Annotated in this window: 20 protein-coding genes; 10 read left to right on the forward strand and 10 right to left on the reverse strand. The window is 61.1% G+C overall.

Annotated elements, in window-relative coordinates:
- Positions 1 to 77: 77 nt before the first annotated feature.
- Complete coding sequence (locus ACM6I5_RS24275; RefSeq protein WP_414884847.1) at positions 78 to 1,703, reverse strand: glucan biosynthesis protein D; 1,626 nt, start codon at positions 1,701 to 1,703, stop codon at positions 78 to 80.
- A 412-nt stretch (positions 1,704 to 2,115) separates the two neighbouring features.
- Here ACM6I5_RS24275 and ACM6I5_RS24280 point away from each other — a divergent pair, with 412 nt between their 5' ends.
- On the forward strand, positions 2,116 to 2,301 hold the full coding sequence (locus ACM6I5_RS24280; protein WP_017340256.1) for a hypothetical protein: 186 nt from the start codon (positions 2,116 to 2,118) through the stop codon (positions 2,299 to 2,301).
- 90 nt (positions 2,302 to 2,391) lie between these two features.
- Here ACM6I5_RS24280 and ACM6I5_RS24285 read toward each other — a convergent pair whose 3' ends face one another.
- From ACM6I5_RS24285 to ACM6I5_RS24325, 9 genes are all read right to left on the reverse strand, one after another.
- Positions 2,392 to 2,898, reverse strand: coding sequence for a Bro-N domain-containing protein (locus ACM6I5_RS24285; protein WP_414884848.1), 507 nt, complete (start codon positions 2,896 to 2,898; stop codon positions 2,392 to 2,394).
- Between the two features lie 429 nt (positions 2,899 to 3,327).
- Positions 3,328 to 4,812, reverse strand: a complete 1,485-nt coding sequence (locus ACM6I5_RS24290; RefSeq protein ID WP_414884849.1) for an APC family permease — start codon at positions 4,810 to 4,812, stop codon at positions 3,328 to 3,330.
- 233 nt (positions 4,813 to 5,045) lie between these two features.
- Entirely contained in the window at positions 5,046 to 6,470 is a 1,425-nt protein-coding gene (locus tag ACM6I5_RS24295) for a gamma-aminobutyraldehyde dehydrogenase (RefSeq protein WP_414884850.1), read from the reverse strand.
- An 89-nt stretch (positions 6,471 to 6,559) separates the two neighbouring features.
- Entirely contained in the window at positions 6,560 to 7,369 is an 810-nt protein-coding gene (locus ACM6I5_RS24300) for an ABC transporter permease (protein ID WP_017336647.1), read from the reverse strand.
- Complete coding sequence (locus ACM6I5_RS24305; protein ID WP_414884851.1) at positions 7,359 to 8,306, reverse strand: ABC transporter permease; 948 nt, start codon at positions 8,304 to 8,306, stop codon at positions 7,359 to 7,361. Before ACM6I5_RS24305 ends, ACM6I5_RS24300 begins: the two co-directional genes overlap by 11 nt.
- Before the next feature lies 1 nt (position 8,307).
- Positions 8,308 to 9,345 (reverse strand): ABC transporter ATP-binding protein, encoded by a 1,038-nt coding sequence (locus tag ACM6I5_RS24310; RefSeq protein WP_017336649.1) that lies wholly within the window; start codon positions 9,343 to 9,345, stop codon positions 8,308 to 8,310.
- 222 nt (positions 9,346 to 9,567) lie between these two features.
- The gene (gene ydcS / locus ACM6I5_RS24315) at positions 9,568 to 10,719 is read right to left on the reverse strand and encodes a putative ABC transporter substrate-binding protein YdcS (protein WP_017336650.1); all 1,152 of its coding nucleotides are present in this window, start codon (positions 10,717 to 10,719) and stop codon (positions 9,568 to 9,570) included.
- Positions 10,720 to 10,801: 82 nt separating this feature from the next.
- Positions 10,802 to 12,259 carry a gamma-aminobutyraldehyde dehydrogenase gene (locus ACM6I5_RS24320; protein WP_017336651.1) on the reverse strand — a complete coding sequence of 486 codons (1,458 nt, stop codon included), beginning with the start codon at positions 12,257 to 12,259 and terminating at the stop codon, positions 10,802 to 10,804.
- Between the two features lie 129 nt (positions 12,260 to 12,388).
- Positions 12,389 to 13,303 (reverse strand): LysR family transcriptional regulator, encoded by a 915-nt coding sequence (locus tag ACM6I5_RS24325; protein ID WP_008072897.1) that lies wholly within the window; start codon positions 13,301 to 13,303, stop codon positions 12,389 to 12,391.
- Positions 13,304 to 13,489: 186 nt separating this feature from the next.
- On the opposite strand from ACM6I5_RS24325, the gene ACM6I5_RS24330 reads away from it, so the two are divergent.
- From ACM6I5_RS24330 to prfB, 9 genes are all read left to right on the forward strand, one after another.
- Positions 13,490 to 14,212: a tellurite resistance TerB family protein gene (locus ACM6I5_RS24330; RefSeq protein WP_017336652.1), complete on the forward strand. Its 723-nt coding sequence runs from the start codon at positions 13,490 to 13,492 to the stop codon at positions 14,210 to 14,212.
- Between the two features lie 190 nt (positions 14,213 to 14,402).
- The gene (locus tag ACM6I5_RS24335; RefSeq protein WP_017336653.1) at positions 14,403 to 16,025 is read left to right on the forward strand and encodes a methyl-accepting chemotaxis protein; all 1,623 of its coding nucleotides are present in this window, start codon (positions 14,403 to 14,405) and stop codon (positions 16,023 to 16,025) included.
- A complete protein-coding gene (locus ACM6I5_RS24340; protein ID WP_017336654.1) occupies positions 16,025 to 16,561 on the forward strand; it encodes a chemotaxis protein CheW in 537 nt (178 codons plus the stop codon). The genes ACM6I5_RS24335 and ACM6I5_RS24340 overlap by 1 nt, the downstream gene beginning before the upstream one ends.
- A complete protein-coding gene (locus ACM6I5_RS24345; RefSeq protein WP_414884852.1) occupies positions 16,558 to 17,826 on the forward strand; it encodes a CheR family methyltransferase in 1,269 nt (422 codons plus the stop codon). The genes ACM6I5_RS24340 and ACM6I5_RS24345 overlap by 4 nt, the downstream gene beginning before the upstream one ends.
- A complete protein-coding gene (locus ACM6I5_RS24350; RefSeq protein WP_017336656.1) occupies positions 17,823 to 18,503 on the forward strand; it encodes a chemotaxis protein CheW in 681 nt (226 codons plus the stop codon). Before ACM6I5_RS24345 ends, ACM6I5_RS24350 begins: the two co-directional genes overlap by 4 nt.
- Complete coding sequence (locus ACM6I5_RS24355) at positions 18,500 to 20,809, forward strand: hybrid sensor histidine kinase/response regulator (protein WP_414884853.1); 2,310 nt, start codon at positions 18,500 to 18,502, stop codon at positions 20,807 to 20,809. The genes ACM6I5_RS24350 and ACM6I5_RS24355 overlap by 4 nt, the downstream gene beginning before the upstream one ends.
- On the forward strand, positions 20,806 to 21,816 hold the full coding sequence (locus ACM6I5_RS24360) for a chemotaxis response regulator protein-glutamate methylesterase (protein ID WP_017336658.1): 1,011 nt from the start codon (positions 20,806 to 20,808) through the stop codon (positions 21,814 to 21,816). Before ACM6I5_RS24355 ends, ACM6I5_RS24360 begins: the two co-directional genes overlap by 4 nt.
- A gap of 48 nt (positions 21,817 to 21,864) precedes the next feature.
- Entirely contained in the window at positions 21,865 to 22,866 is a 1,002-nt protein-coding gene (locus ACM6I5_RS24365) for a response regulator (RefSeq protein ID WP_017336659.1), read from the forward strand.
- A 248-nt stretch (positions 22,867 to 23,114) separates the two neighbouring features.
- A protein-coding gene (gene prfB / locus ACM6I5_RS24370) for a peptide chain release factor 2 (protein WP_139272976.1) occupies positions 23,115 to 24,210 on the forward strand; the annotation gives its coding sequence in 2 pieces (ribosomal slippage) (positions 23,115 to 23,186 and positions 23,188 to 24,210; 1,095 coding nt in all).
- The last annotated feature ends 56 nt before the right edge of the window (positions 24,211 to 24,266 follow it).

Raw genomic sequence — 24,266 nt, forward strand, 5'->3', positions numbered from 1 at the left:
TGGGGGGTATTCATTGACTGTGCTGCAGTCTTCGCGAGCAGGCTCGCGAAAAGACCTGCCCAGACAACCCTCTTGCTTCAGGTGTACTTACGCTTCTCCGGCGCCGGCGGGAAGTACTGATACAACCAGGTCTCGCTCAGCGTCCGGTCATTGGTGCGAATGAACAACCGCAGCTCCACCGGGGCCACACTGTCATTGGTCGGGAACCAGTCAAACGTAATCCGGTAGCCCTTGATGTCATCCAGCACCAGCACGTTGAAGTCTTTGACTTCGCCGTTGGAGCACGTCACTACCGGCTCAATGCCTGTGCCTTCAGGCAAGCGGTCCAGACCGCCGCCAGTGAAGTCCACCGCAAACCGGCGTGCCCAGACCTCCGGATAATGTTCGCCCGGTGCCCAGCCCTCAGTGAAGCCGCCCATGCCCGAACGGGTCGCGGCGACCCGCGCCAGTGGCGTACCGACCGGCGGCAGCGCGCTCCAGTGCAGCTTGTAGCCGTAATTCAGGGAATCGCCGGCGGCGACCGGTTTTTTCGGGGTCCAGAACGCGACGATGTTATCGAGGGTTTCGCCGGTTGTAGGAATTTCCAGTAGATCGATAGAGCCTTCGCCCCACGCGGTTGTAGGTTCTACCCACAGGCTCGGGCGTTTGCTGTACCAGTCGACCGTGTCCTGATAGTTGGCGAATTCGTGATCAGTCTGTACCAACCCGAAACCTTTCGGATCGGTATCGGCGAAGGCGTTGAATTGCAGGGTGGCCGGATTGTTCAGTGGACGGCAGATCCACTCGCCATTGCCACGCCACATCGCCAGGCGATCCGAATCATGGATCTGCGGGTGAATGGTGTCGCACATGCGCCGCTCGTGGGTGCCGCAGCTGAACATGCTGGTCATCGGTGCGATGCCCAGTTGTTCGATGGCGGTGCGTGCATTGATGTGAGCGTCAACCTCCATCACCACGCGTTCGGCCTGGCAATCGATGTCGAACCGGTAGGCACCGGTCGCGCTCGGCGAGTCCAGCAGGGCGTACACCACGAAACGGGTGCTGTCCTTGTCCGGGGTCTCGAACCAGAACTTGGTGAAGTCCGGGAATTCCTCACGTTTCTTCGCGTAGGTATCGACCGCCAGACCACGGGCCGACAGACCGTACTGGCCCGTAGCATCTACCGCGCGGAAATAACTGGCGCCGAGGAACGACAACACGTCATGCCGGTCCAGCTCAGGCGCTTTGAACAGCTTGAAACCGGAAAAACCCAGGTCACCCGTGAGCTGCTTGGTATCGACGGTGGTTTTTTCATAGTTGAACAGCGAAGGGCGGAAATGCACCTCGCGCGATTGACGCGTCTTGGGGTCGACGCTGTACATGCGCACCGGCTGCTTGAAACCCATGCCGACGTGGAAAAACTGCACGTCCAGCTGACCTTTCAAATCCTTCCACAAGGAATGATTGGCGTCGTAGCGGATCGCGTTGAAATTTTGCGGGGTCATGGTCGCCAGCGTCGGCGGCAGCACCTGCTTGGTGTCCTGATAGCGGTTGCCGGCAAGTTGCTTGGCCTGGATTTTCAGGGTTTCGAAGTCGAAGGCCTGAGCCTTGCCATCCGCCGTTTCATTCCCGGCCCAGGCGCGGGCAGCGAGCAGGCCAGTGGCGGACAAACCAGTGTAGGCAGCGATGGCCATGGACGCTTTGAGCAAATTCCTGCGGTGCATAAGTACAACCTGTCGTGAACAATCCCGCGCCGTTCCTGGCACGTGCTGGATCAGAAATGGAGGTTCGGACATGCCTTCGGCCAAACGCAACGGACTTTAAACAGATGCCAAATAGCTTAAACCGTTCGGTGGCAGAGCAAAAATGATTGATGGCGTGACGATAGCATCGCAATGAAACAAGACGTTTCGGTTGACGTTTCCCACAGAGATTTCTGATTTACAGGGCATTTCTGCTTTTTTCGACTAATTACTCTAAAAACCGCTTTTCAGCGCCAATTTACTTCCTATTCTATGGGCATGACCGGTTTCTGCCCTCAGGCCGGTGGGATTCAGTTGTACAAGGACGCGGCTGAAAAAGAGAAGGGCGATGCGGTATCTGAAGTTTTCTTTGACTTAAAGAGGGACATCGTCCATGTCGAAAGTACAAGGCATTACCGAAATGTTGGGGATCTTCCCTTGCCTGGGTATCGGGCGGCGAAGGCGTCGGCTTAATTCCGAGGAGTTGAAACTGGTGGAGCGGTATCGCGAGTTGTCGGAGAGTGACCGGATCGCGATGCGGTATCTGGTGGATGCGATGCGCAGTGTTTCGCGGTTTTGAGTCGAGGTGGTTACCGTGAAAGCCATTTAATAGATGTACCCAAACTGAAGGGGCGGACTGTGAAGTCTGCCCCTTTTCATTGGCTGTGCTTCAGCTGCAAGTGCCCATGATTGGAAACGGCCGCTGTGCCTGGACCAGATCTGGCATGTCCCGCCACTTGATCCAGGCCGACTGTTGCCAGTGCAGCAGTGGCACCGAGAGCCCGCCCCATTGCAACGAACTCAGGCTAGGCATGTTTTCCACAGGTGCCGCGTTCGACTCACGCAGCGCAGGTATGACTTCGTTACTCAGCCATTGGCGCAGGTTGCGGTTTTCCGGGACAAAATGGTGGACCAGCAATGCGTACATTCCAGACTCGCTGACCATGAGTGATTCGACGGTTTTGCCGTTTTTCAGCAGCCAGATGTATCGGCGTTGATCAGGGTCGAGTTTTTGTGTGAGTCGTTGGTCCAGCGGGCGGCCCATCAAACGTCCCAGGTCATGAACGCAGAACCAGGCTTGGTTTGCTTGCGTGATCGCGTGGAGGAATCGGTTGTGGCGGGGGAAAACGGTGGGGATGAAATGAGGATGGACTTCAGACGGATTTAGCGTGTGCATTTCTTCGACTCCATGTTGAAAAAGGAGCCGCCACTAATCCTTCGACAGATTTGGGTGGCGGACCGTGTGGCGTTCGAAGTCGGGACATTCTCGATCAACATGTAAGCCAAGAGGCCCGCGTCACACGGCCCGCCATAAAGTGAAACTGAAAGGCAAAAAATGCCCCAGTTCATATGGGAGCGCAGATGCGCCATGTTGAGGAGTTTCCGGCTTCGACCCCGGATCGCTGATTTTGCAGCGACGGGGTAAAGCCTATCGGTCAGGCGCTCGCGGCGCCAAGTCTACTCTGGCGACGCGTGTCGTAGGAATTAGAGCCTTTGCGAGAAGGCTTGGTCTGTAGGATTTTCCTGTTTTTGCACGAAGCGTAAAACTGGAGTCTGAGGCGCCAAGCTTGCCCCGGGAACCCACAGAATCCCGGGGCAATCGTTCTTAGCGACTAACCTTCCATGCATCCCCCGCAGGCGCCGCGCCATGGTCATACGGCTTGGCAATCCACATATAAAGCAGCCCCAACCCAATCACGATCGCCGTACTCAACACCATCGCATAGTTGATGTACCACGCCGCATCCGGTGTACGTGGCCAGGCCATGTTGATGATGGCGCCGACACCATAAACCAGCGCGCCGATGTTCACCGGCCAACCCCATGCGCCGAGGGTGAATTTGCCGCTCGGTTTCCAGCCCTTCAGGCGTGCATACAGCGCGGCGAGGACGATCATCTGGAACGCCAGGTAGATGCCGATGGCGGCGAAGCTGACGATGGTGGCCACCGCGTCTTGCAGGAAGAAGCCGAGAATGATGATCAGCGCCGGCAGGACGCCGGAGACGAACAACGCGGCAACCGGAACCTGGGTTGTAGGGGAAATCTTCTTCAACAGTGAGCTGCCGATGACCATTTCATCCCGGGCGTAGGAATACAGCAGACGACTCGCCGCCGCTTGCAGGCTGATGACGCAGGAGATGAAGGAAATCATCACCACGCCCATCACCACTTTCGAACCGATCGGGCCGAAGGCGTTGTTGAGGATGGTGGTGACCGGGTCTTTGTCGGTGCCGTTGATCACCGCTTGCATGTCCGGCACGGCGAGGATCAGCGCCAGGCAGGCGAACATCGCCGCGATGCCGCCGATGTAGATGGTCATGCGCATGGCCACCGGGATCTGCTTGCTCGGGTTCGGGGTTTCTTCAGCCACGTCGCCGCAGGCTTCAAAGCCGTAGTACAGGAACATCCCCGCCAGCGAGGCGGTCAGGAAGGCCGGCAGGTAGGAACCATCAATGCTGATGTCGAAGGTGTTGAACAGCACGCTGATCGGTTGATGGCGTTCGAAAATCAGCAGGTATACGCCGACGATCACCGCGCCGACCAGCTCGCAGAGAAAGCCGAACATGGCGATCCGCGCCAGCACTTTGGTGCCGCTGAGATTGACCAGTGTGGCGAACAGCGTCAGCACCAGAGCGATGACGATGTTGGTGTTACCGCTGGGTTCAAAACCCATCATCGCGGCCAGGTAAGGTCCTGCACCCACGGCAACGGCAGCGATGGTGACGCACAGGGCGATGGAGTAGATCCAGCCGACCATCCACGCCCAGCGTTTGCCCACCAAGCGGCGAGCCCATGGGTAGACGCCACCGGAAATTGGGAACTGCGAGACCACTTCACCGAAGATCAGGCACACCAGCAACTGGCCGCAACCGACCAGCAAATAGGCCCAGAACATCGGTGGCCCACCGGCGGCCAGGCACAGGCCGAAGAGGGTATAAACCCCTACGACCGGCGAGAGGTAAGTGAAGCCCAGGGCGAAGTTTTCCCACAGGCTCATGCTGCGGTTGAAGTTGGACGTGTAACCCAGCTTGAGGAGTTGCTCGGCATCGCTGTCGGCAGCGGCTGCAGAGAGTTCGGGGATGGCGTTCATGGTGTGTTAGCTCCGGAAAATCGGCAGATTTCGGATGTCCGAAACCGTGGCGGGGCCTTGGCGGCGCTGCCCGGATCGGTGGTTATTGTTTTGGTTGTCTGCGTTGAAACCTGGTGGTGCGTGTTGCCGGTTTCGGCCCTGAAACCGAGTTGACGCCGTCGCTGGCAAGCCAGCTCCCACAGGTCCGCGTCGTGCACAAAAACCTTGTAGGAGCCGGCTTGCTCGCGAAGCTTTTAGTGCTTGAACATCACATGCCGCACAACGGTGTAGTCCTCCAGCCCGTACATCGACATGTCCTTCCCGTAGCCGGACAATTTCTGACCGCCATGGGGCATTTCGCTGACCAGCATGAAGTGCGTGTTCACCCAGGTGCAGCCGTACTGCAAGCGCGCCGACAGGCGATGCGCACGACCGACGTCGGCGGTCCACACCGACGACGCCAGGCCGTAGTCCGAATCGTTGGCCCAGCCCAGCACCTGCGCTTCATCGGCAAACTTGGTCACTGACACCACCGGCCCGAACACTTCGCGACGGACGATTTCGTCGTCCTGCAGCGCGTCGGCCAGCACCGTCGGTTCAAAGAAGAAACCATTGCCTTCAACCGCCTTGCCGCCGGTGATCAAACGGATGTGCGATTGCGCCATGGCACGTTCGACAAAACCGGCCACCCGGTCGCGGTGCTGCGCGGTGATCAGCGGCCCGAGTTCGGTCGACGGGTCATCCTGCAGGCCGTACTTGATGCTGCTGACCGCCGCGCCGAGCTTCTCGACGAATCTGTCGTAGATGCCTTCCTGCGCATAGATGCGGCAGGCCGCGGTGCAGTCCTGGCCAGCGTTGTAGAAACCGAAGGTGCGAATGCCTTCCACGGCGGCGTCGATGTCGGCGTCGTCGAAGATGATTACCGGGGCCTTGCCGCCCAGTTCCATGTGCATGCGTTTGACGCTGTCGGCAGTGCTGGAAATGATGTTCGAACCGGTGGTGATCGAGCCGGTCAGCGACACCATGCGCACTTTCGGGTGAGTGACCAATGGGCTGCCGACGGAAGGACCACGGCCGAACACCAGGTTGAGTACGCCGGCCGGGAAGATTTCCGACGCCAGTTGCGCCAGGCGCAGCGCGGTCAGCGGGGTTTGCTCCGACGGCTTGAGCACCACGGTATTACCGGCGGCGAGGGCCGGGGCGATTTTCCAGGCGACCATCATCAGCGGGTAGTTCCACGGCGCGATGGAGGCGATCACGCCCACCGGATCGCGGCGGATCATCGAGGTGTGGCCGGCCAGGTATTCACCGCCGGCCGAGCCGCTCATGCAACGGCTGGCGCCGGCGAAGAAACGGAACACGTCGGCAATCGCCGGAATCTCGTCGTTCAACGCGGCGCTGTAGGGTTTGCCGCAGTTGTCGGATTCGAGTTTGGCCAGCTCTTCGCCGTGGGCTTCGATGGCGTCGGCGAGTTTGAGCAGCAGCAGCGAGCGCTCCTTGGGCGGAGTCTGCGACCAGCTGTCGAACGCGGCGTCGGCAGCGCGCACGGCGGCATCGACCTGGGCTTCGCTGGCTTCGTTGATTTCCACCAGCACGCGACCGAGGGCCGGGTTGAACACCGGTTGGGCGGGGCCTTCGCCGTCGAGAAGTTGGCCGTTGATCAAGAGTTGGGTTTGCATGGTTCTGTCCTCTTCGGAACTGTTGTTTTCTTCTGTAGGAACCGGCCCAAATGTGGGCGCGGGTCCCTACAGTGAGTAGTCGTTGTCAGTTATTTCCCGCCACTGCCCGCCACGCTCTCACCACCACGGGTCAGGTAATAGGCGCCGAGAATCGGCAGCATGGTCACCATCATCACCAGCATCGCGACGACGTTGGTCACCGGCACGTCCCGTGGGCGGCTGAGCTGGTTGAGCAGCCACAGCGGCAGGGTGCGTTCATGGCCGGCGGTGAAGGTGGTGACGATGATTTCGTCGAACGACAGCGCAAACGCGAGCATGCCGCCGGCGAGCATCGCCGAGCCCAGGTTCGGCAGGACGATGTAGCGGAAGGTCTGCCAACCGTCGGCGCCGAGGTCCATCGAGGCTTCGATCAAACTGTGCGACGTGCGGCGCAACCGGGCGATGACGTTGTTGTAGACGATCACCACGCAGAAGGTCGCGTGGCCGACGATGATGGTGAACATCCCCGGCTCGATGCCCAGCGTCTTGAACGTCGCCAGCAGCGCGATCCCGGTGATGATCCCCGGCAACGCGATGGGCAAAATCAGCATCAGCGAGATGCCCTGCTTGCCGAAGAAATCCCGCCGGTACAACGCGGCCGATGCCAGCGTGCCGAGTACCAGCGCAATCAGCGTCGCCACGGAGGCGATCTGCAGCGACAGTTTGATCGCTTCCAGCACGTCCGGCCGTGAGAACGCCACGCCGATCCACTTCAGGGTGAAGCCCCTGGGCGGAAAGCTGAACGCTGCGTCTTCGGTGTTGAAGGCGTAGAGGAAGATGATCAGGATCGGGAAGTGCAGGAACACCAGTCCGCCCCAGGCTGCGATTTTCAGGCCTAAAGAAGCTTTCTCAGAGTGCATCGAAGGCCCCCAGTCGTTTGACGATGGTCAGGTAAATGGCGATCAGCACAATCGGCACCAGCGTGAAGGCCGCGGCCATCGGCATGTTGCCGATCGCGCCTTGCTGGGCGTAGACCATGCTGCCGACGAAGTACCCCGGCGGGCCCACCAGTTGCGGCACGATGAAGTCGCCCAGGGTCAGCGAAAACGTGAAGATCGAACCGGCGGCGATGCCCGGAATCGACAGCGGCAGAATCACCTGCATGAAGGTCTGGCGTGGCTTGGCACCCAGGTCGGCGGAGGCTTGCAGCAGCGAGGGCGGCAGACGTTCCAGCGAGGCCTGAATCGGCAGGATCATGAACGGCAGCCAGATGTAGACGAACACCATGAAGCGCCCCAGGTGCGAGGTCGACAAGGTGCTGCCGCCCACGCCCGGAATGCCCAGCACGAACTGCAAGACCGGCTCCAGTCCAAGGTGTTGAACGAACCACTGCGCCACGCCGCCCTTGGCCAGCAGCAAGGTCCAGGCATAGGCCTTGACGATGTAACTGGCCCACATCGGCATCATCACCGCGATGTAGAAAAACGCCTTGGTTTTGCCCGTGGTGTAGCGCGCCATGTAGTAGGCAATCGGGAACGCGACGATGGCGCTGGCGATCGACACCACGACTGCCATGCTCAAGGTGCGCAGGATGATGTCGAAGTTCGAGGGCTGGAACAGCGCGGCGAAATTGGCCAGGGTCAGGTCCGGCGTGACCGCCATGGTGAAGTCGTCGAAGGTGTAGAAGCCTTGCCACAACAGCACCAGCAGCGAACCGAGGTAGATCGCGCCGAACCACAACAGTGGCGGCACCAGCAGCAGCGCCAGGTAAAAATTCGGTCGGCGATACAGCAGGTTGGAAAACCTGCGCAACGGCGAGCCGCCGGCCGGCGTTTGAGGGAGAACTACGCTGGTCATCTCACACCCCGCCGGCAACGGTGTCGTGCAGCGGGATCATCGCTTCCCGCGCCCAGCGTGCGCTGAGACGTTGCCCGGTCTGATGCTGCGCGCTGACGTCCAGCCACTGGTTGTTGGCCTGGCTGATGTTCAGTGTCTGGCCGTTTTCCAGTTTCAGTTCATAGCGCGTGGCGCTGCCCTGGTACTGAATGTCGTGGAGTAAACCGCTGACTTCGATTTCGTGACTGGCCAGCGGGCCTTCGGCGAAACGCACGTGTTCCGGGCGGATCGAAAACGGCTGCGGATTGCCGCTGAGTTGCTGCGCCAGATCGCCGCGAATCACGTTGGAGGTGCCGACGAATTCCGCGACAAAGGTGGTCGCCGGTTTCATGTAGAGATTGCGTGGCGTGTCGACCTGCTCGATGCGCCCCTTGTTGAACACGGCCACGCGGTCAGACATCGACAGCGCTTCGGTCTGATCGTGGGTGACGAAAATGAACGTGATGCCGAGCTGGCGTTGCAGCTTCTTCAGCTCACTCTGCATTTGCTCGCGCAGCTTCAAGTCGAGGGCGCCGAGGGGTTCGTCGAGCAGCAACACCCGTGGGCGATTGACCAATGCGCGGGCCAGGGCCACACGCTGGCGTTGACCGCCGGAGAGCTGCACCGGCTTGCGCTCGCCGTAGCCGCCGAGGGCGACCATGTCGAGGGCTTCTTCGGCGCGTTTGCGGCGTTCTGCCTTGCCGACGCCTTTGACTTTCAAACCGTAGGCCACGTTGTCGAGCACGTTCATGTGCGGGAACAGCGCGTAGTCCTGAAACACTGTGTTGACGTCACGCTCATACGGCGGCAGCCCGGCGGCTTCGTGACCATGAATCCGGATCGAGCCTGCGCTCGGTTGTTCAAAACCGGCGATCAGGCGCAAGCACGTGGTTTTGCCGGAGCCGGAAGGGCCCAGCATGGAAAAGAACTCGCCGTCCTGGATGTCGATGGAAACCCGGTCTACGGCTTTCACTTCGCCGAATAGACGGGAAACGTTGGTGAACTGGACTGCAAGCGTCATGGTGCGGTGCTCCGAAAAGGCGAGGGCCGTCACAGCGGCCCCGCCAGGACATCTGAAAAATCTGAATCAGTTGGCGTGTGTGGCGAGGGAGCTTGCTCCCGCTGGGTGGCGAAGCCGCCCCAAAACCAGTCATGCGGCCTGTCATGCAGACCGCATCAGCCCTTTTGGGAGTGCTCCGCACTCCAGCGGGAGCAAGCTCCCTCGCCACGGGGGGGCGGTGTGTTATCTGCCGCCCATGATCGCGATGTAGTCCTGGGTCCAGCGGCTGTATGGCACGAACTTGCCGCCTTCAGCCTGCGGGGTTTTCCAGAAGGCGATTTTTTCGAACTGGTCGAAACCGTTGGTCTTGCAGCCTTCGGCGCCGAGCAATTCACTCTCTTTGCAGCCCGCGGGAACCGACGGCAACGAACCGAACCAGGCGGCCAGGTCGCCCTGGACCTTCGGTTGCAGCGAATGGTCCATCCACTTGTAGGCACAGTTCGGGTGTTTGGCGTCGGCGTGCAGCATGGTGGTGTCGGCCCAACCCGTGGCACCTTCTTTCGGAATGACCGAAGCCACCGGCTGCTTGTCCGCCACCAGACCGTTGACCATGTAGCCCCAGGTACTGGACGCCACGACGCCTTCGTTCTTGACGTCACTCATCTGCACGGTCGCGTCATGCCAGTAGCGGTGGATCAACGGCTGCTGTTTGCGCAGCAGGTCCAGCGCGGCTTTGTATTGTTCTTCGTTGAGCTGGTACGGGTCCTTGATCCCCAGTTCCGGCCGTTTCGCCTTGAGGTAGAGCGCCGCATCGGCGATGTAGATCGGACCGTCGTAAGCCTGGACCCGGCCCTTGTTGGACTTGCCGTCCGGCAGGGTCTGCTCTTCGAACACCACGCTCCAGCTGTCCGGGGCAGTCTTGAACACGTTGGTGTTGTACATCAGCACGTTCGGCCCCCACTGGTACGGAGTGCCAAAGGTTTGTTTGTTGACGACGTACCACGGGCCATCCTTGAGACGCGGGTCAAGGTTCTTCCAGTTCGGAATCAACGCGGTGTTGATCGGCTGTACTCGCTTGCCGACGATCAACCGCAGCGACGCATCGCCCGACGCGGTCACCAGGTCGTAGCCGCCCTTGGACATCAGGCTGACCATCTCATCGGAAGTGGCGGCCGTTTTCACGTTCACCTTGCAGCCGGTTTCCTTCTCGAAATCGGTCACCCAGTCGTAGGCCTTGTCGCTTTCGCCACGTTCGATGTAGCCGGGCCAGGCGACGATATCCAGCTGACCTTCGCCGGCACCGACGGCTTTCAGCGGTTCGGCGGCCTGGATGCTGGCGCTCGCCAGCAGCGCCGTGGTGATTGCACTGAGCAGTGCGGTCTTGTGCACGAACATGGGAATTCCCTCTTCTTTAATTATGGTCGGGGCAGTTGTGAACGTGGTGAAGCATGCCGTTGGCGGCTTGTTATTAGCGTAGTCAGAGATGTTGTCCGTGGCGCGCCATGATGTGCCGCACCACGCTGTAGTCCTGAAGCGAATCGCTGGAGAGGTCTTTGCCGTAGCCCGAGCGTTTCAGGCCACCATGGGGCATTTCGCTGACCAGCATGAAATGGCTGTTGATCCAGGTGCAGCCGTACTGCAGGCGCGCGGCGACCTGCATGGCTTTGTCGAGGTTCTGGGTCCAGACCGACGATGCGAGGCCGTATTCCGAGTCGTTGGCCCAGTCCACGGCTTGTTCGAGTTGGTCGAAACGGGTCACGGTCACGACCGGCCCGAACACTTCGCGCTGGACGATTTCATCGCTCTGTTTGCAACCGGCGAGCAACGTCGGTTGGTAATAGAAGCCGGCGCCGGAATGCACGGCTGCGCCGGTCACCCGCTCGATGTGCGGCTGGCCGAGGGCACGTTCGACGAAACTGGCCACGCGGTCGCGCTGGCGGGTACTGATCAACGGACCAATTTCGTTGTCGGCGTCGCGTTTGCCGGCGAAGCGCAGGCTGCTGACCGCTGCGCCGAGTTCGGCCACCAGTCGGTCGTGAATCCCGGCCTGTGCATAAATCCGGCAGGCGGCGGTGCAGTCCTGGCCGGCGTTGTAATAACCGTAGGTGCGCACGCCGTCGACCACGGCTTGAATGTCCGCATCGTTGCAGACGATCACCGGCGCCTTACCGCCGAGTTCGAGATGCGTGCGCTTCAGGGTTTTCGCAGCGGCTTGCAGGATTTTTTGCCCGGTGACGATATCGCCGGTCAGCGACACCATGCGGATTTTCGGGTGACTGACCAAGTGGCTGCCAACGCCTTCACCACCGCCACAAATGATGTTGATCACGCCGCGCGGCAGGATCTCCGCCAGTGCGGGCGCCAGGGCCAGAATCGACAGCGGCGTGTGCTCGGACGGTTTGAACACCAGCGTATTGCCGGCGGCGAGGGCGGGGGCGATTTTCCACGCGGCCATCATGATCGGGTAATTCCACGGCGCGATGGACGCAACCACCCCAATAGGATCGCGGCGCACCATGCTGGTGTAACCCGGCAAGTATTCGCCACTGAGCTGGCCGGTCTGGCAGCGCACGGCACCGGCGAAGAAGCGGAACACGTCGACCGTCGCGCTCAAGTCGTCCTGACGGGCCAGGTGCAAGGGTTTGCCGCAGTTCAGGGATTCGAGGCGGGCGAGCAGGTCGGCTTGTTTTTCGATGGCGTTGGCAATGTCCAGCAGCAGGTTCGAGCGCTGCTGCGGCGTGGTCCGCGACCAACTGGCGAACGCACGATGGGCCGCGAGGATCGCGGCTTCGACTTGCTCGGTGCTGGCTTCGGCGATGTGCGTCAGCACCTCGCCGGTGGCCGGATTGAGGATCGGTTCGACAAAACCCTGACCCGCGACCAGTTCGCCATCGATCAACAACGCGGTGAACAACGGGGTCTGCGTGCCAGCCATTTTTCGGGATCTCTTTTCTTGTGTGGCCATGCTGCTCCCAGTGACTGGGGCCGGCCGTCTTATAGATGCACCAAGACTAGTGCCCGGACCCGAGGTCGACAAATACTAAATACTGAAGGTGGCGTTCGATTAAATAGATGGCTTGCGCCCGCCGTGGGGTTGCTCGCGAGCGACCGTCAGAAACGGGTCCACCAGCGCCGGGCGCGCCGTGCCACGGCGCCAGGCCAGGCCGACGTCGAGGGTCTGGCTGAGATCGGCGATGGGCCGCGCTTCGATGATGTCGCCCTCCAATGACCATGGGCGGTACGTCATGTCGGGCTGGATCGACACGCCCAATCCGGCGGCGACCAGGCTTCGCACCGCCTCGGTCGAAGCGGTCCTGAGGGTGATGCGCGGTTGAAGCGACGCCGCCGACCACATGCGCTGGGCATTGCGATCCATTTCATCGACGTTCAGCTGTATCAGTGGCTCACGGGCGACGTCGGCGAGGTTGATGCTGTCGTGTTCCAGCAGCGGATGCTGGGCCGGCAACCATAATCGATGGGGCGAATGGGTCAGCACTTCCGTTTGCAGGGCGTGGCGGTCCTCGAGGTTGGAGAGGATCAGCACGCCGACATCGATCTCGCCGCTGACCAGCAAATGCTCGATGTACGGGCGCTCGTCCTCCATCACGCGGATCTCGACGTTGGGGTAGGCGCGTTGAAAACGGGTGAGCAAATCCGCGAGATAGTAACCGGCGACGAGGCTGGTCACGCCGATGATCAATTGCCCGGCGACCTGGTCGGTGCTTTGTTGCAGGCTGCGCTTGGCGTTGTCCACCGTCGCCAGAATCAAGTGCGCCTGGCGTAGGAATTGATGTCCTTGGTGGGTCAGAGTCATGCCCTTGGCATGACGGTTGAACAGTCCGACGCCGATTTCCTGCTCCAGTTGCTGGATGGCCAGGGTCAGTGTCGATTGGGAAATGAACGCAGTTTGCGCGGCGGCCGAGATCGAGCCGGTCTCGGCCACGGCGATGAAATGGCGAATCTGACGCAAGGTCATCATGAAGAATTACCCGGTGGGCGGTTTTTATAGATTCACTCGAGTGTATATCTTTTTAATCGATGGGCTTTTTTGCGTTACAGGAGATGAGCAACATCTGGAAGCACTCTCACCGGGAAGGGGTGGGCACTTTCGATCTAGGCTGGTGGCCTTAAGTGTCGGTAAACCCCTTTCGTGGAGGTGGCAAAAATGATTACCCGTGGATTGCTCGATCAACTACTCAAGTCCGGCCAGGACCTGCTGCAGAACAAGGCGGGTGGTGCACAGAACAAGGCTTCCAGCGGCGGCCTGGGTGGGCTGCTCGGCGGCAGCGGTGGCTCGGGCGGCCTTGGCAGTTTGCTCTCGGGCGCCGGTGGAGGTGCACTGGCGGCGGGCGCCATGGGGCTGTTGATCGGCAACAAAAAGGTTCGCAAAGTCGGCGGCAAAGTCGCCATTTACGGCGGCCTCGCAGCGCTGGGCGTCATTGCCTACAAGGCTTACGGTAACTGGCAGGCCCAGCAGGGCGCTGCACCTCGGGGCGAACCGCAAACGGTGGACCGGGTTCCGGCCGCCCAGGTCGAGCAACACAGTCAGGCGATCCTCAAGGCGCTGGTGGCCGCGGCCAAGGCTGATGGTCATGTCGATGAGCGCGAGCGCGCGTTGATCGAAGGCGAGTTCACCAAGCTCGACAACGATCAGGAGCTGCAACACTGGCTGCACGCCGAGCTCAACAAGCCGCTCGATCCAACCGATGTGGCGCGCGCCGCCAGCACCCCGGAAATGGCCGCCGAGATGTACATCGCCAGCGTGATGCTGGTGGACGAAGAGAACTTCATGGAGAAGTCCTACCTGGATGAACTCGCTCGGCAGCTGAAGCTGGAGCCGGGTTTGAAGGCCGAGCTGGAAAAGCAGGTACGCCAGGCTGCCCTTTAAGGCTCAAGATCGCCATCGTCGGAATGCCGCCCAGACCTAGCCCGCGATGGCGTCACCAGGCGCGTCACTTCATTCAAAGCCACCGCCAACGTTTTTCCTCGAGATGAGAAGCGCCACGCATCCGTCTTATAAATGAAACACCGCCCTCGGCTATACTCCCCGGCATTTGAAATGGCCCCGAGGACTGACTGTGAAGAACTGGACGTTGCGCCAACGCATTTTGGCGAGCTTTGCGGTGATTATCGCCATCATGCTGCTGATGGTCGTCGTCTCGTATTCGCGGTTGCTGAAGATTGAAGCGAGCGAAGCCAGCGTTCGCGACGACGCGTTGCCCGGTTTGTATTACAGCTCAATGGTGCGTAGCGCCTGGGTAGACACTTACCTGCAAACCCAGGAAATGCTCGGCTTGAAAGAAGGGCAGGGTTTTAGCGCTGAAGAGGCCGAAAAATCCAAAACCTATCAAGCGCACCTGCAGGAGCAGATGGCCCGATATCAGGAAACCGTGACGACCGATGAAGACAAGGTCGAGTACGCCGTCTTCGAAAAGCTCCATGAGAACTACCACAAAGTCCTGGCCGCAGTGCACGACCTGCACAAGCGTAATCAGGAGGTCGAAGCCATCAAGATGTTCAACGAGCAGCTGACCCCGGCCTGGACCGCAGGTCGCATGAAGCTCAACGACATCATTCGCGAAAACAAAGCAGTGGCAGATGTTGATGTTGCGAACATCGATGATGCCGTGATCACCGCGAAAGTCATCATGGGCATCTCCCTGCTGGTGGCGATATTGGCCGCCGGCCTCTGCGGTCTGTTGCTGATGCGCGCGATCATGGCGCCGATGAACCGCATCGTGCAGATCCTCGAAATTATGCGCACCGGCGACCTCAGCAGCCGCTTGAACCTGGAGCGCAAGGACGAATTCGGCGCCGTGGAAACCGGCTTCAACGACATGATGACCGAGCTGACGTCGCTGGTGTCCCAGGCTCAACGCTCGTCGGTGCAGGTCACCACGTCGGTCACCGAGATCGCCGCCACCTCCAAGCAACAACAAGCCACCGCTACGGAAACCGCCGCCACCACCACGGAAATCGGCGCGACATCCCGTGAAATCGCCGCCACCTCGCGGGATCTGGTACGCACCATGACCGAAGTGTCCACCGCTGCCGATCAGGCCTCGGTGGCTGCCGGTTCCGGACAGCAGGGCCTGGCGCGGATGGAAGAAACCATGCATTCGGTGATGGGCGCAGCCGATCTGGTCAACGCCAAACTGGCGATCCTCAACGAAAAGGCCGGCAACATCAATCAGGTGGTGGTGACCATCGTCAAGGTCGCCGACCAGACCAACCTTCTTTCCTTGAACGCGGCCATTGAAGCCGAGAAGGCCGGTGAATACGGCCGCGGGTTTGCCGTGGTCGCCACCGAAGTGCGGCGTCTGGCGGACCAGACCGCCGTGGCCACTTACGACATCGAACAGATGGTGCGCGAGATCCAGTCGGCGGTGTCGGCGGGGGTCATGGGCATGGACAAGTTTTCCGAAGAAGTGCGCCGCGGTATGTCCGAGGTGCAGCAGGTCGGCGAACAGCTGTCGCAGATCATCCATCAGGTTCAGGCGCTGGCGCCGCGGGTGTTGATGGTCAATGAAGGCATGCAGGCCCAGGCCACCGGTGCCGAACAGATCAACCACGCGCTGGTGCAGTTGGGCGATGCCAGCAGCCAGACCGTCGAGTCCCTGCGCCAGGCCAGTTTTGCCATCGACGAACTGAGCCAGGTGGCCGTCGGGCTGCGTAGCGGCGTTTCGCGATTCAAAGTCTGATGAGCGAACTCACGGCCAAACGCACCGCCGTGAAACCGGCGATGCAGGCGTTGTTTCTGCTGTTTCGCATCGGCAGCGAACGCTATGCCCTGCAAGCGATCGAGGTGGCGGAAGTGCTGCCGCGTCTGCCGTTGAAGCCGATTCCCCGCGCACCGGACTGGGTCGCCGGAGTGTTCGCCTATCGCGGCGCGGTGGTGCCGGTCATCGACCTCAGTGCGCTGACGTTCGGTTTGCCGGCTCAGGCCCGCACCAGCACGCGCCTGGTGCTGGTCAATTACCGCCCGGACGAAACCGTTGACGCGCAGTTGCTCGGGCTGATCCTGGAACAGGCGACCGACACGCTGCGCTGCAACCCGGCGGATTTCCAGCCTTATGGCCTCGACAATCGCCAGGCGCCTTACCTCGGACCTGTTCGCGAAGATGCGCAAGGTTTGCTGCAATGGGTGCGTGTCGCCGACCTGCTGGATGAACAGGTTCGCGCATTGCTGTTTCCGTCACCGCCACTGGATCCGGCGTTGTTTGAGGAGCGGCCATGAGCAGCGACCAGCGGTTTTTCGATTTTCTCAAGGAACGCATCGGCCTCGACGTAACCTCGGTGGGCCCGGCGATCATCGAGCGTGCCGTGCGCCAGCGCAGCACTGCATCGCGGTCGCAGACGGCCGATGAGTATTGGCACACCTTGCAGAGCTCGCTGGATGAGCAGCAAGCGCTGATCGAAGCGGTGATCGTTCCCGAAACCTGGTTTTTCCGTTACCCGGAATCCTTTGCCACCCTGGCGAAACTGGCGACCAAACGCCTGGCCGACATCAACCACATGCGTGCGCTGCGAATCCTCAGCCTGCCGTGTTCCACTGGCGAAGAACCCTATTCCATTGCCATGGCGTTACTGGATGCCGGATTCAAGCCACACCAGTTCAAAGTCGAAGGCATGGACGTCAGCCCGCTGTCGGTGGAAAAAGCCAGGCGCGCGCTGTACGGCAAGAACTCGTTTCGTGGCCAGGACCTTGCTTTCCGCGAACGGCATTTCAGCGTTGCGGACGATGGCTATCGCCTCAGCGAGCGAGTCCTGGAACAGGTGCGTTTGCAGGTCGGCAATCTGCTGGATCCGGAGTTGCTGGCCAACGAACCACCGTATGACTACGTGTTCTGCCGCAACCTGCTGATCTATTTCGATCAGCCGACTCAACAACAAGTCTTCGAAGTGCTCAAGCGCCTGACCCATGTCGATGGTGTGCTGTTTATCGGCCCGGCCGAGGGCAGTTTGCTGGGGCGCTTTGGCATGCGCTCGATTGGCATTGCGCAGTCTTTCGCGTTCAGTCGCCAGAGCGCCCCGGCGCCTGAACCTGTTCCAGCCTTTGTGCCGACACGGCTGCCGGCGCGCCAGCCGGTGCGCAGCGTGACGCCGCCGCCCGTTCGCAACCGGCCTTTCGCAACCGTGACGCCGCTGCCGTTGGTGGTGAAAGCCGTCAACCCGGACGCCGCCACGTTGCTGGCCAACATCGCCGCACTGGCCAACGAAGGCAAAAGCGCCGAAGCTCGCGCCGCGTGCGAACGCTATTTGCGCAGCCATGAACCGGTGGCCCAGGTGTTTTACTGGCTCGGCCTGCTCAGCGATGTTGCCGGCAGTGCTTTCGAAGCCCAGGGTTTCTATCGCAAGGCGTTGTACCTCGAACCGCAACATCCCGACGCGTTGATGCACCTGGCGGCCTTGCTGCAATCCCAGGGCGACACGGCGGGCGCCCGACGATTGCAGGACCGCGCCGCCCGCAGCGAGCGCGTAGACAGTGAGCGCAAACGATGACCGCCGACACCTTTAGCCTCACCCATGAAGATGCCCAGGCCATCGACGATTGCTGGAACCGCATCGGTATCCACGGCGACAAGTCCTGCCCGCTGCTGATCGACCATATTCACTGCCGCAACTGCGCGGTGTATTCGGCCGCCGCCACGCGTTTGCTTGACCGCTACGCGTTGCAGCAGGATGACTGCGGGCAAGTCTCGGTCGCGGTCGAAAGCGATGTGAAAACCCGCTCGCTGTTGATGTTCCGCCTCGGTGAAGAATGGCTGGGCCTGGCCACCCGCAGCCTGGTGGAAGTGGCGCCGCTGCAAGCCATCCATTCCCTGCCGCACCAGCGCTCCCGGGCCTTGCTTGGCGTGGCGAACGTGCGCGGCGCGCTGGTGGCGTGCCTTTCGCTGGTGGAGCTGCTGGGGCTGGACGCCACCAGCAGCGTGGCTTCAGGCGCGCGCGTGATGCCGCGCATGTTGATCATTGCCGCCCACGGGGGGCCGGTGGTGGTGCCGGTGGATGAAGTCGACGGCATCCATGCCATCGACGAACGCACCCTCGACGCGGCGTCCCTCTCCGGTAGCCAGGCGAGCGCCAAATACACCCGTGGCGTGTTGCAATTCAAAGGTCGCAGCCTGCGCTGGCTGGATGAAGAACAGTTGCTGTCCGCCGTGACCCGGAGCCTCACATGACCCCCGAGCAAATGCGCGACGCCTCGTTGCTGGAACTGTTCAGCCTGGAAGCCGAAGCCCAGACCCAGGTGTTGAGCGCGGGTCTGCTGGCGCTTGAACGCGATCCGACCCAGGCGGTGCACCTCGAGTCGTGCATGCGTGCGGCCCACTCGCTCAAGGGCGCGGCGCGGATTGTCGGGGTCGATGCCGGGGTCAGCGTTGCCCATGTGATGGAAGATTGCCTGGTCAGTGCCCAGGAAGGCCGATTGTATCTGCGCCCCGAGCACATTGATGCCTTGCTGCAGGGCACCGATTTGTTGATGCGCATCGCTACGCCGAACAACGGGCCAACGCCGGCGGACATCGATAGTTATGTGGGCTTGATGGGGCGTCTGCTGGATCCGCTGGCACTTGCCGCGCCGATCAGCACGCCGATTGCGCCATTCATGACCGGTCCGGAAGTCCCATCCCTCGAACGGTTGACTCCAGAAATCGAGCCAGTCATCGCCGCGCCCGAAGCGCCGGAGGTGCCAGCCGAACCCGTCCCACCGCGTAACACCAAGCGCACCACCGAAAACGGCGAGCGTGTCTTGCGGGTCACGGCCGAACGCTTGAACAGCCTGCTCGACCTGTCGAGTAAATCCCTGGTGGAAACCCTGCGGCTCAAACCGCACCTGGCCACCATGCAGCGTTTGAAACGCCTGCAGAACAACGGCCTGCGGGCACTGGAAAACCTCAACGTCCACCTCAAGGAGCAGGCCTTGAGCCTGGAGGCCCGGGAAGCCCTCGAAGATGCTCGGCGGTTGCTGGCGGAATCCCAGCAATTGCTGGTGGAAAAAAACGCCGAACTGGATGAGTTCGCCTGGCAGGCCAGTCAACGGGCGCAGGTGTTGTACGACACGGCGCTGGCCTGTCGCATGCGGCCGTTTGCCGATGTGCTGACCGGCCAGGTGCGCATGGTCCGTGACCTGGGTCGCAGCCTTGGCAAACAGGTACGTCTGGAGATCGAGGGCGAGAAAACCCAGGTCGACCGCGACGTTCTGGAAAAACTCGAAGCGCCGCTGACGCACCTGCTGCGCAACGCCGTCGATCACGGCATTGAATCCCCGGGGCAACGGTTGCTGGCCGGCAAACCTGAAGAAGGTTTGATCCGCCTGCGCGCGTCCCATCAGGCCGGTCTGCTGGTACTGGAATTGAGCGATGACGGCAACGGCGTCGATCTGGAAAAGGTCCGCCGCAGCATCATCGAGCGTCAGTTGTCTCCGCCGGAAACCGCCGCGCAGTTGAGCGAAGAGGAACTGCTGACGTTTCTGTTCCTGCCGGGGTTCAGTCTGCGGGACAAGGTCACCGAAGTGTCTGGGCGCGGCGTCGGGCTGGACGCGGTTCAGCACATGGTTCGTCAGTTGCGCGGCGCGGTGGTGCTGGAGCAGGCGGCGGGCGAGGGCAGCCGTTTCCACCTCGAAGTGCCGCTGACGCTGTCGGTGGTGCGCAGTCTGGTGGTGGAAGTCGGCGACGAGGCGTATGCGTTTCCGCTGGCTCACATCGAGCGCATGTGCGATCTGGAACCGGCGGACATCGTGCAGGTCGAAGGCCGTCAGCACTTCTGGTACGAAGGCCGGCACGTCGGATTGGTCGCCGCAAGCCAATTGCTCCAGCGCCCGGCAAATCAGAACAGTCACCAAACGCTCAAGGTCGTGGTGATCCGCGAGCGCGATGCGATCTACGGCGTCGCGGTCGAGCGGTTCATCGGCGAGCGCACGCTGGTGGTTTTGCCGCTGGACGAACGTCTGGGCAAGGTGCAGGACATTTCTGCCGGCGCCTTGCTCGACGACGGTTCGGTGGTGCTGATTGTCGACGTCGAAGACATGCTGCGGTCCGTGGATAAACTGCTCAATACCGGTCGCCTGGAACGTATTGCCCGCCACAGTAATCAGGCGCCCGAAGCGGCGCGCAAACGGGTGCTGGTGGTCGACGATTCGCTGACCGTTCGCGAGTTGCAGCGCAAATTGTTGGTCAATCGCGGCTACGACGTGGCCGTGGCGGTGGATGGCATGGATGGCTGGAACGCCCTGCGTTCGGAGGATTTCGATCTGCTGATTACCGATATCGACATGCCGCGCATGGATGGCATCGAACTGGTGTCTTTATTGCGCCGGGACAATCGATTGCAATCGCTGCCGGTTATGGTGGTGTCCTACAAGGACCGTGAAGAAGACCGTCGTCGTGGACTGGACGCCGGGGCCGACTATTATCTAGCCAAAGCCAGTTTTCATGACGACGCCCTGCTTGATGCAGTGGTTGAGCTCATCGGAGGAGCGCGGGCATGAAAATCGCAATCGTCAACGACATGCCCATGGCGGTAGAGGCTTTGCGCCGCGCTTTGGCGTTTGAGCCAGCGCACGAGGTGATCTGGGTCGCCGGCAATGGGGCCGAAGCGGTGCAACGTTGCGTGGAAAACACCCCGGACCTGATCCTGATGGACCTGATCATGCCGGTGATGGACGGCGTCGAGGCGACCCGACGGATCATGGCGGAGACGCCGTGCGCCATTGTGATTGTCACGGTCGACCGCCAGCAGAACGTGCATCGGGTGTTCGAGGCCATGGGGCATGGGGCGCTGGATGTGGTGGATACGCCCGCGATCGGTGCCGGCAATGCCCAGGAAGCCGCGGCGCCGCTACTGCGCAAGATCCTGAACATCAGCTGGCTGATCGGCGGCAAGGGTAATCAGGTGCGACCCGCGCCGAGTCCGTTGCGCCACTCGGGCTCCCGACAGAAATTGATCGCCATCGGTTCGTCCGCGGGCGGCCCTGCGGCGCTGGAAGTGCTGCTAAAGGGCCTGCCGCGAGATTTTACGGCGGCCATTGTGCTGGTCCAGCATGTCGACCAGGTGTTCGCCGCCGGCATGGCCGAATGGCTCAGCAGTGCCAGCGGCCTTAACGTGCGCCTGGCCCAGGAGGGGGAGCCGCCGCAGCCGGGCACCGTGTTGCTGGCCGGCACCAACCACCATATTCGCCTGCTGAAAAACGGCACGCTGGCGTACACCGCCGAGCCGGTCAACGAGATCTATCGGCCCTCGATCGATGTGTTTTTCGAGAGCGTGGCCAGTTACTGGAACGGCGATGCCGTGGGTGTTTTGTTGACCGGGATGGGGCGCGATGGCGCGCAGGGGCTTAAACTCATGCGTCAACAGGGCTACCTGACCATCGCTCAGGACCAACAAAGCAGCGCAGTCTATGGCATGCCGAAAGCGGCAGCGGCCATCGACGCGGCTGTGGAGATTCGCCCGCTGGACAAGATAGCGCCACGATTGCTGGAGATTTTCGCCAAATGACTACGCTTAGCAGCAATCCTGGTCCAGGTAGTATTCAGGTGACCGAACATGACTGACTTACAGCTCGACGGCTTCAAAACCGACGAAAACGCCGCGATGGTGTTGTTGGTGGACGATCAGGCCATGATCGGCGAGGCGGTTCGCCGCGGGTTGTCGAATGAAGAAAACATCGACTTCCACTTCTGCGCCGATCCGCATCAGGCGATTGCCCAGGCAATCCGGATCAAGCCGACCGTGATCCTGCAGGATCTGGTCATGCCCGGCCTCGACGGCCTGAGCCTGGTGCGTGAATACCGCAATCACCCGGCCACCAAGGATATTCCGATCATTGTGCTGTCGACCAAGGAGGACCCGCTGATCAAAAGCGCGGCATTCGCGGCCGGGGCCAATGATTATCTGGTGAAACTACCGGACAACATCGAGCTGGTGGCGCGTATTCGCTATCACTCGCGCTCCTACATGACCCTGTTGCAACGCGATGCGGCGTACCGCGCGTTGCGGGTCAGCCAGCAGCAATTGCTCGACACCAACCTGGTGCTGCAACGCCTGATGAACTCGGACGGCCTGACCGGGCTGTCGAACCGTCGTCACTTCGACGAGTACCTGGAGCTGGAGTGGCGCCGTTCGTTGCGTGATCAGAGCCAATTGTCGTTGCTGATGATCGATGTGGACTACTTCAAGTCCTACAACGACAACTTTGGCCACCTCGAAGGCGACGAAGCCTTGCGCAAGGTCGCCACAGCCATCCGTGACGCCAGCGCCCGGCCTTCGGACTTGCCTGCCCGTTATGGCGGTGAAGAATTTGCGCTGGTCCTGCCCAACACCACGCCGGGGGGCGCGCGACTGGTCGCGGAGAAACTGCGCCAGACCGTGGCCGCGCTGAAGATCCCGCACATTTCACCGACCGAAGGCTCAAGCCTGACCATCAGCATCGGCCTGTCGACCATGACCCCACAACCGGGCGCCGATTGCCGGCAATTGATCTCGGCGGCGGACAAGGGGCTGTACCTGGCGAAGAACAATGGGCGTAATCAGGTCGGCATCGAGTAACCCGCGACCGGATCTCCGCCTGGCAAATTCCCCCTGTGGCGAGGGAGCTTGCTCCCGCCGGGTCGCGCAGCGGCCTTTTTCACCGAAGGGACTGTTGCGCAGTCCAGCGGGAGCGAGCTCCCTCGCCACAGGTTGCTCGGTGTTCGCTTTAATCAATCGCCGCTAAAGCCGCCAGGCGGGCTGCCGAGACAGTCTGATTACGTTATACTCGCCGGCTTTCAAAAGTTCGCCAACGAGTGCTGCCCGCCATGGAAATCAACCCGATCCTTAACAGTATCAAGGACCTGTCCGAGCGCTCCGAAACTATTCGGGGGTATCTTTGACTACGATCAAAAGCATGAGCGTCTGACTGAAGTCAATCGCGAGCTTGAAGATCCGTCTGTCTGGAACAACCCGTCGTACGCTCAGGAACTGGGCCGCGAGCGGTCCCTGCTGGCGCAGATCGTCGAAACCCTCGACGAAATGCACACCGGCCTGGCCGACGCCAAAGACCTGCTGCTGATGTCCGCAGAGGAAGAAGACCAGGCCGCCGTCGATGACGTCGCCGCCGAAGTCGAGCGTCTGCGCGAGTCCCTGGAAAAACTCGAATTCCGTCGCATGTTCAGCGGTGAAATGGACGCCAACAACGCCTACCTGGACATCCAGGCCGGCTCCGGCGGCACCGAGGCCCAGGACTGGGCCAACATCCTGCTGCGCATGTACCTGCGCTGGGCTGACAAACGCGGTTTCGACGCGACCATCATGGAACTGTCGGCCGGTGAAGTCGCCGGGATCAAGGGCGCCACCGTGCACATCAAGGGCGAATACGCCTTTGGCTGGCTGCGTACCGAAATCGGCGTGCACCGTCTGGTGCGCAAGAGCCCGTACGACTCGGGCAACCGCCGTCACACCTCGTTCTCGGCCGTGTTCGTGTCGCCGGAAATCGATGACAACATCGAAATCGACATCAACCCGTCGGACCTGCGCATCGACACCTACCGCTCCTCCGGTGCCGGTGGTCAGCACGTAAACACCACCGACTCGGCCGTACGGATTACCCACGTACCGACCAACACCGTGGTCAGCTGCCAGAACGAACGCTCCCAGCACGCCAACAAAGACACCGCGATGAAAATGTTGCGGGCGCGCTTGTACGAGCAGGAAGTGCAGAAACGCAATGCCGCCTCGCAAGCCCTGGAAGAGACCAAGTCGGACATCGGCTGGGGTCATCAGATCCGCTCCTACGTTCTCGATGCGTCGCGAATCAAGGATTTGCGCACTAACATCGAACGCAGCGATTGCGACAAGGTGCTCGACGGCGACATCGACGAATACCTGGTGGCGAGCCTGAAACAAGGGCTGTAACCGCCAGTCAAGACCTCAAGTCCCCCGTCATCGGCGGGGGCAACGAACCTGTGATG

The sequence above is a fragment of the Pseudomonas sp. IT-P171 genome, assembly GCF_949767765.1.
GTDB lineage: Bacteria > Pseudomonadota > Gammaproteobacteria > Pseudomonadales > Pseudomonadaceae > Aquipseudomonas > Aquipseudomonas fluorescens_B.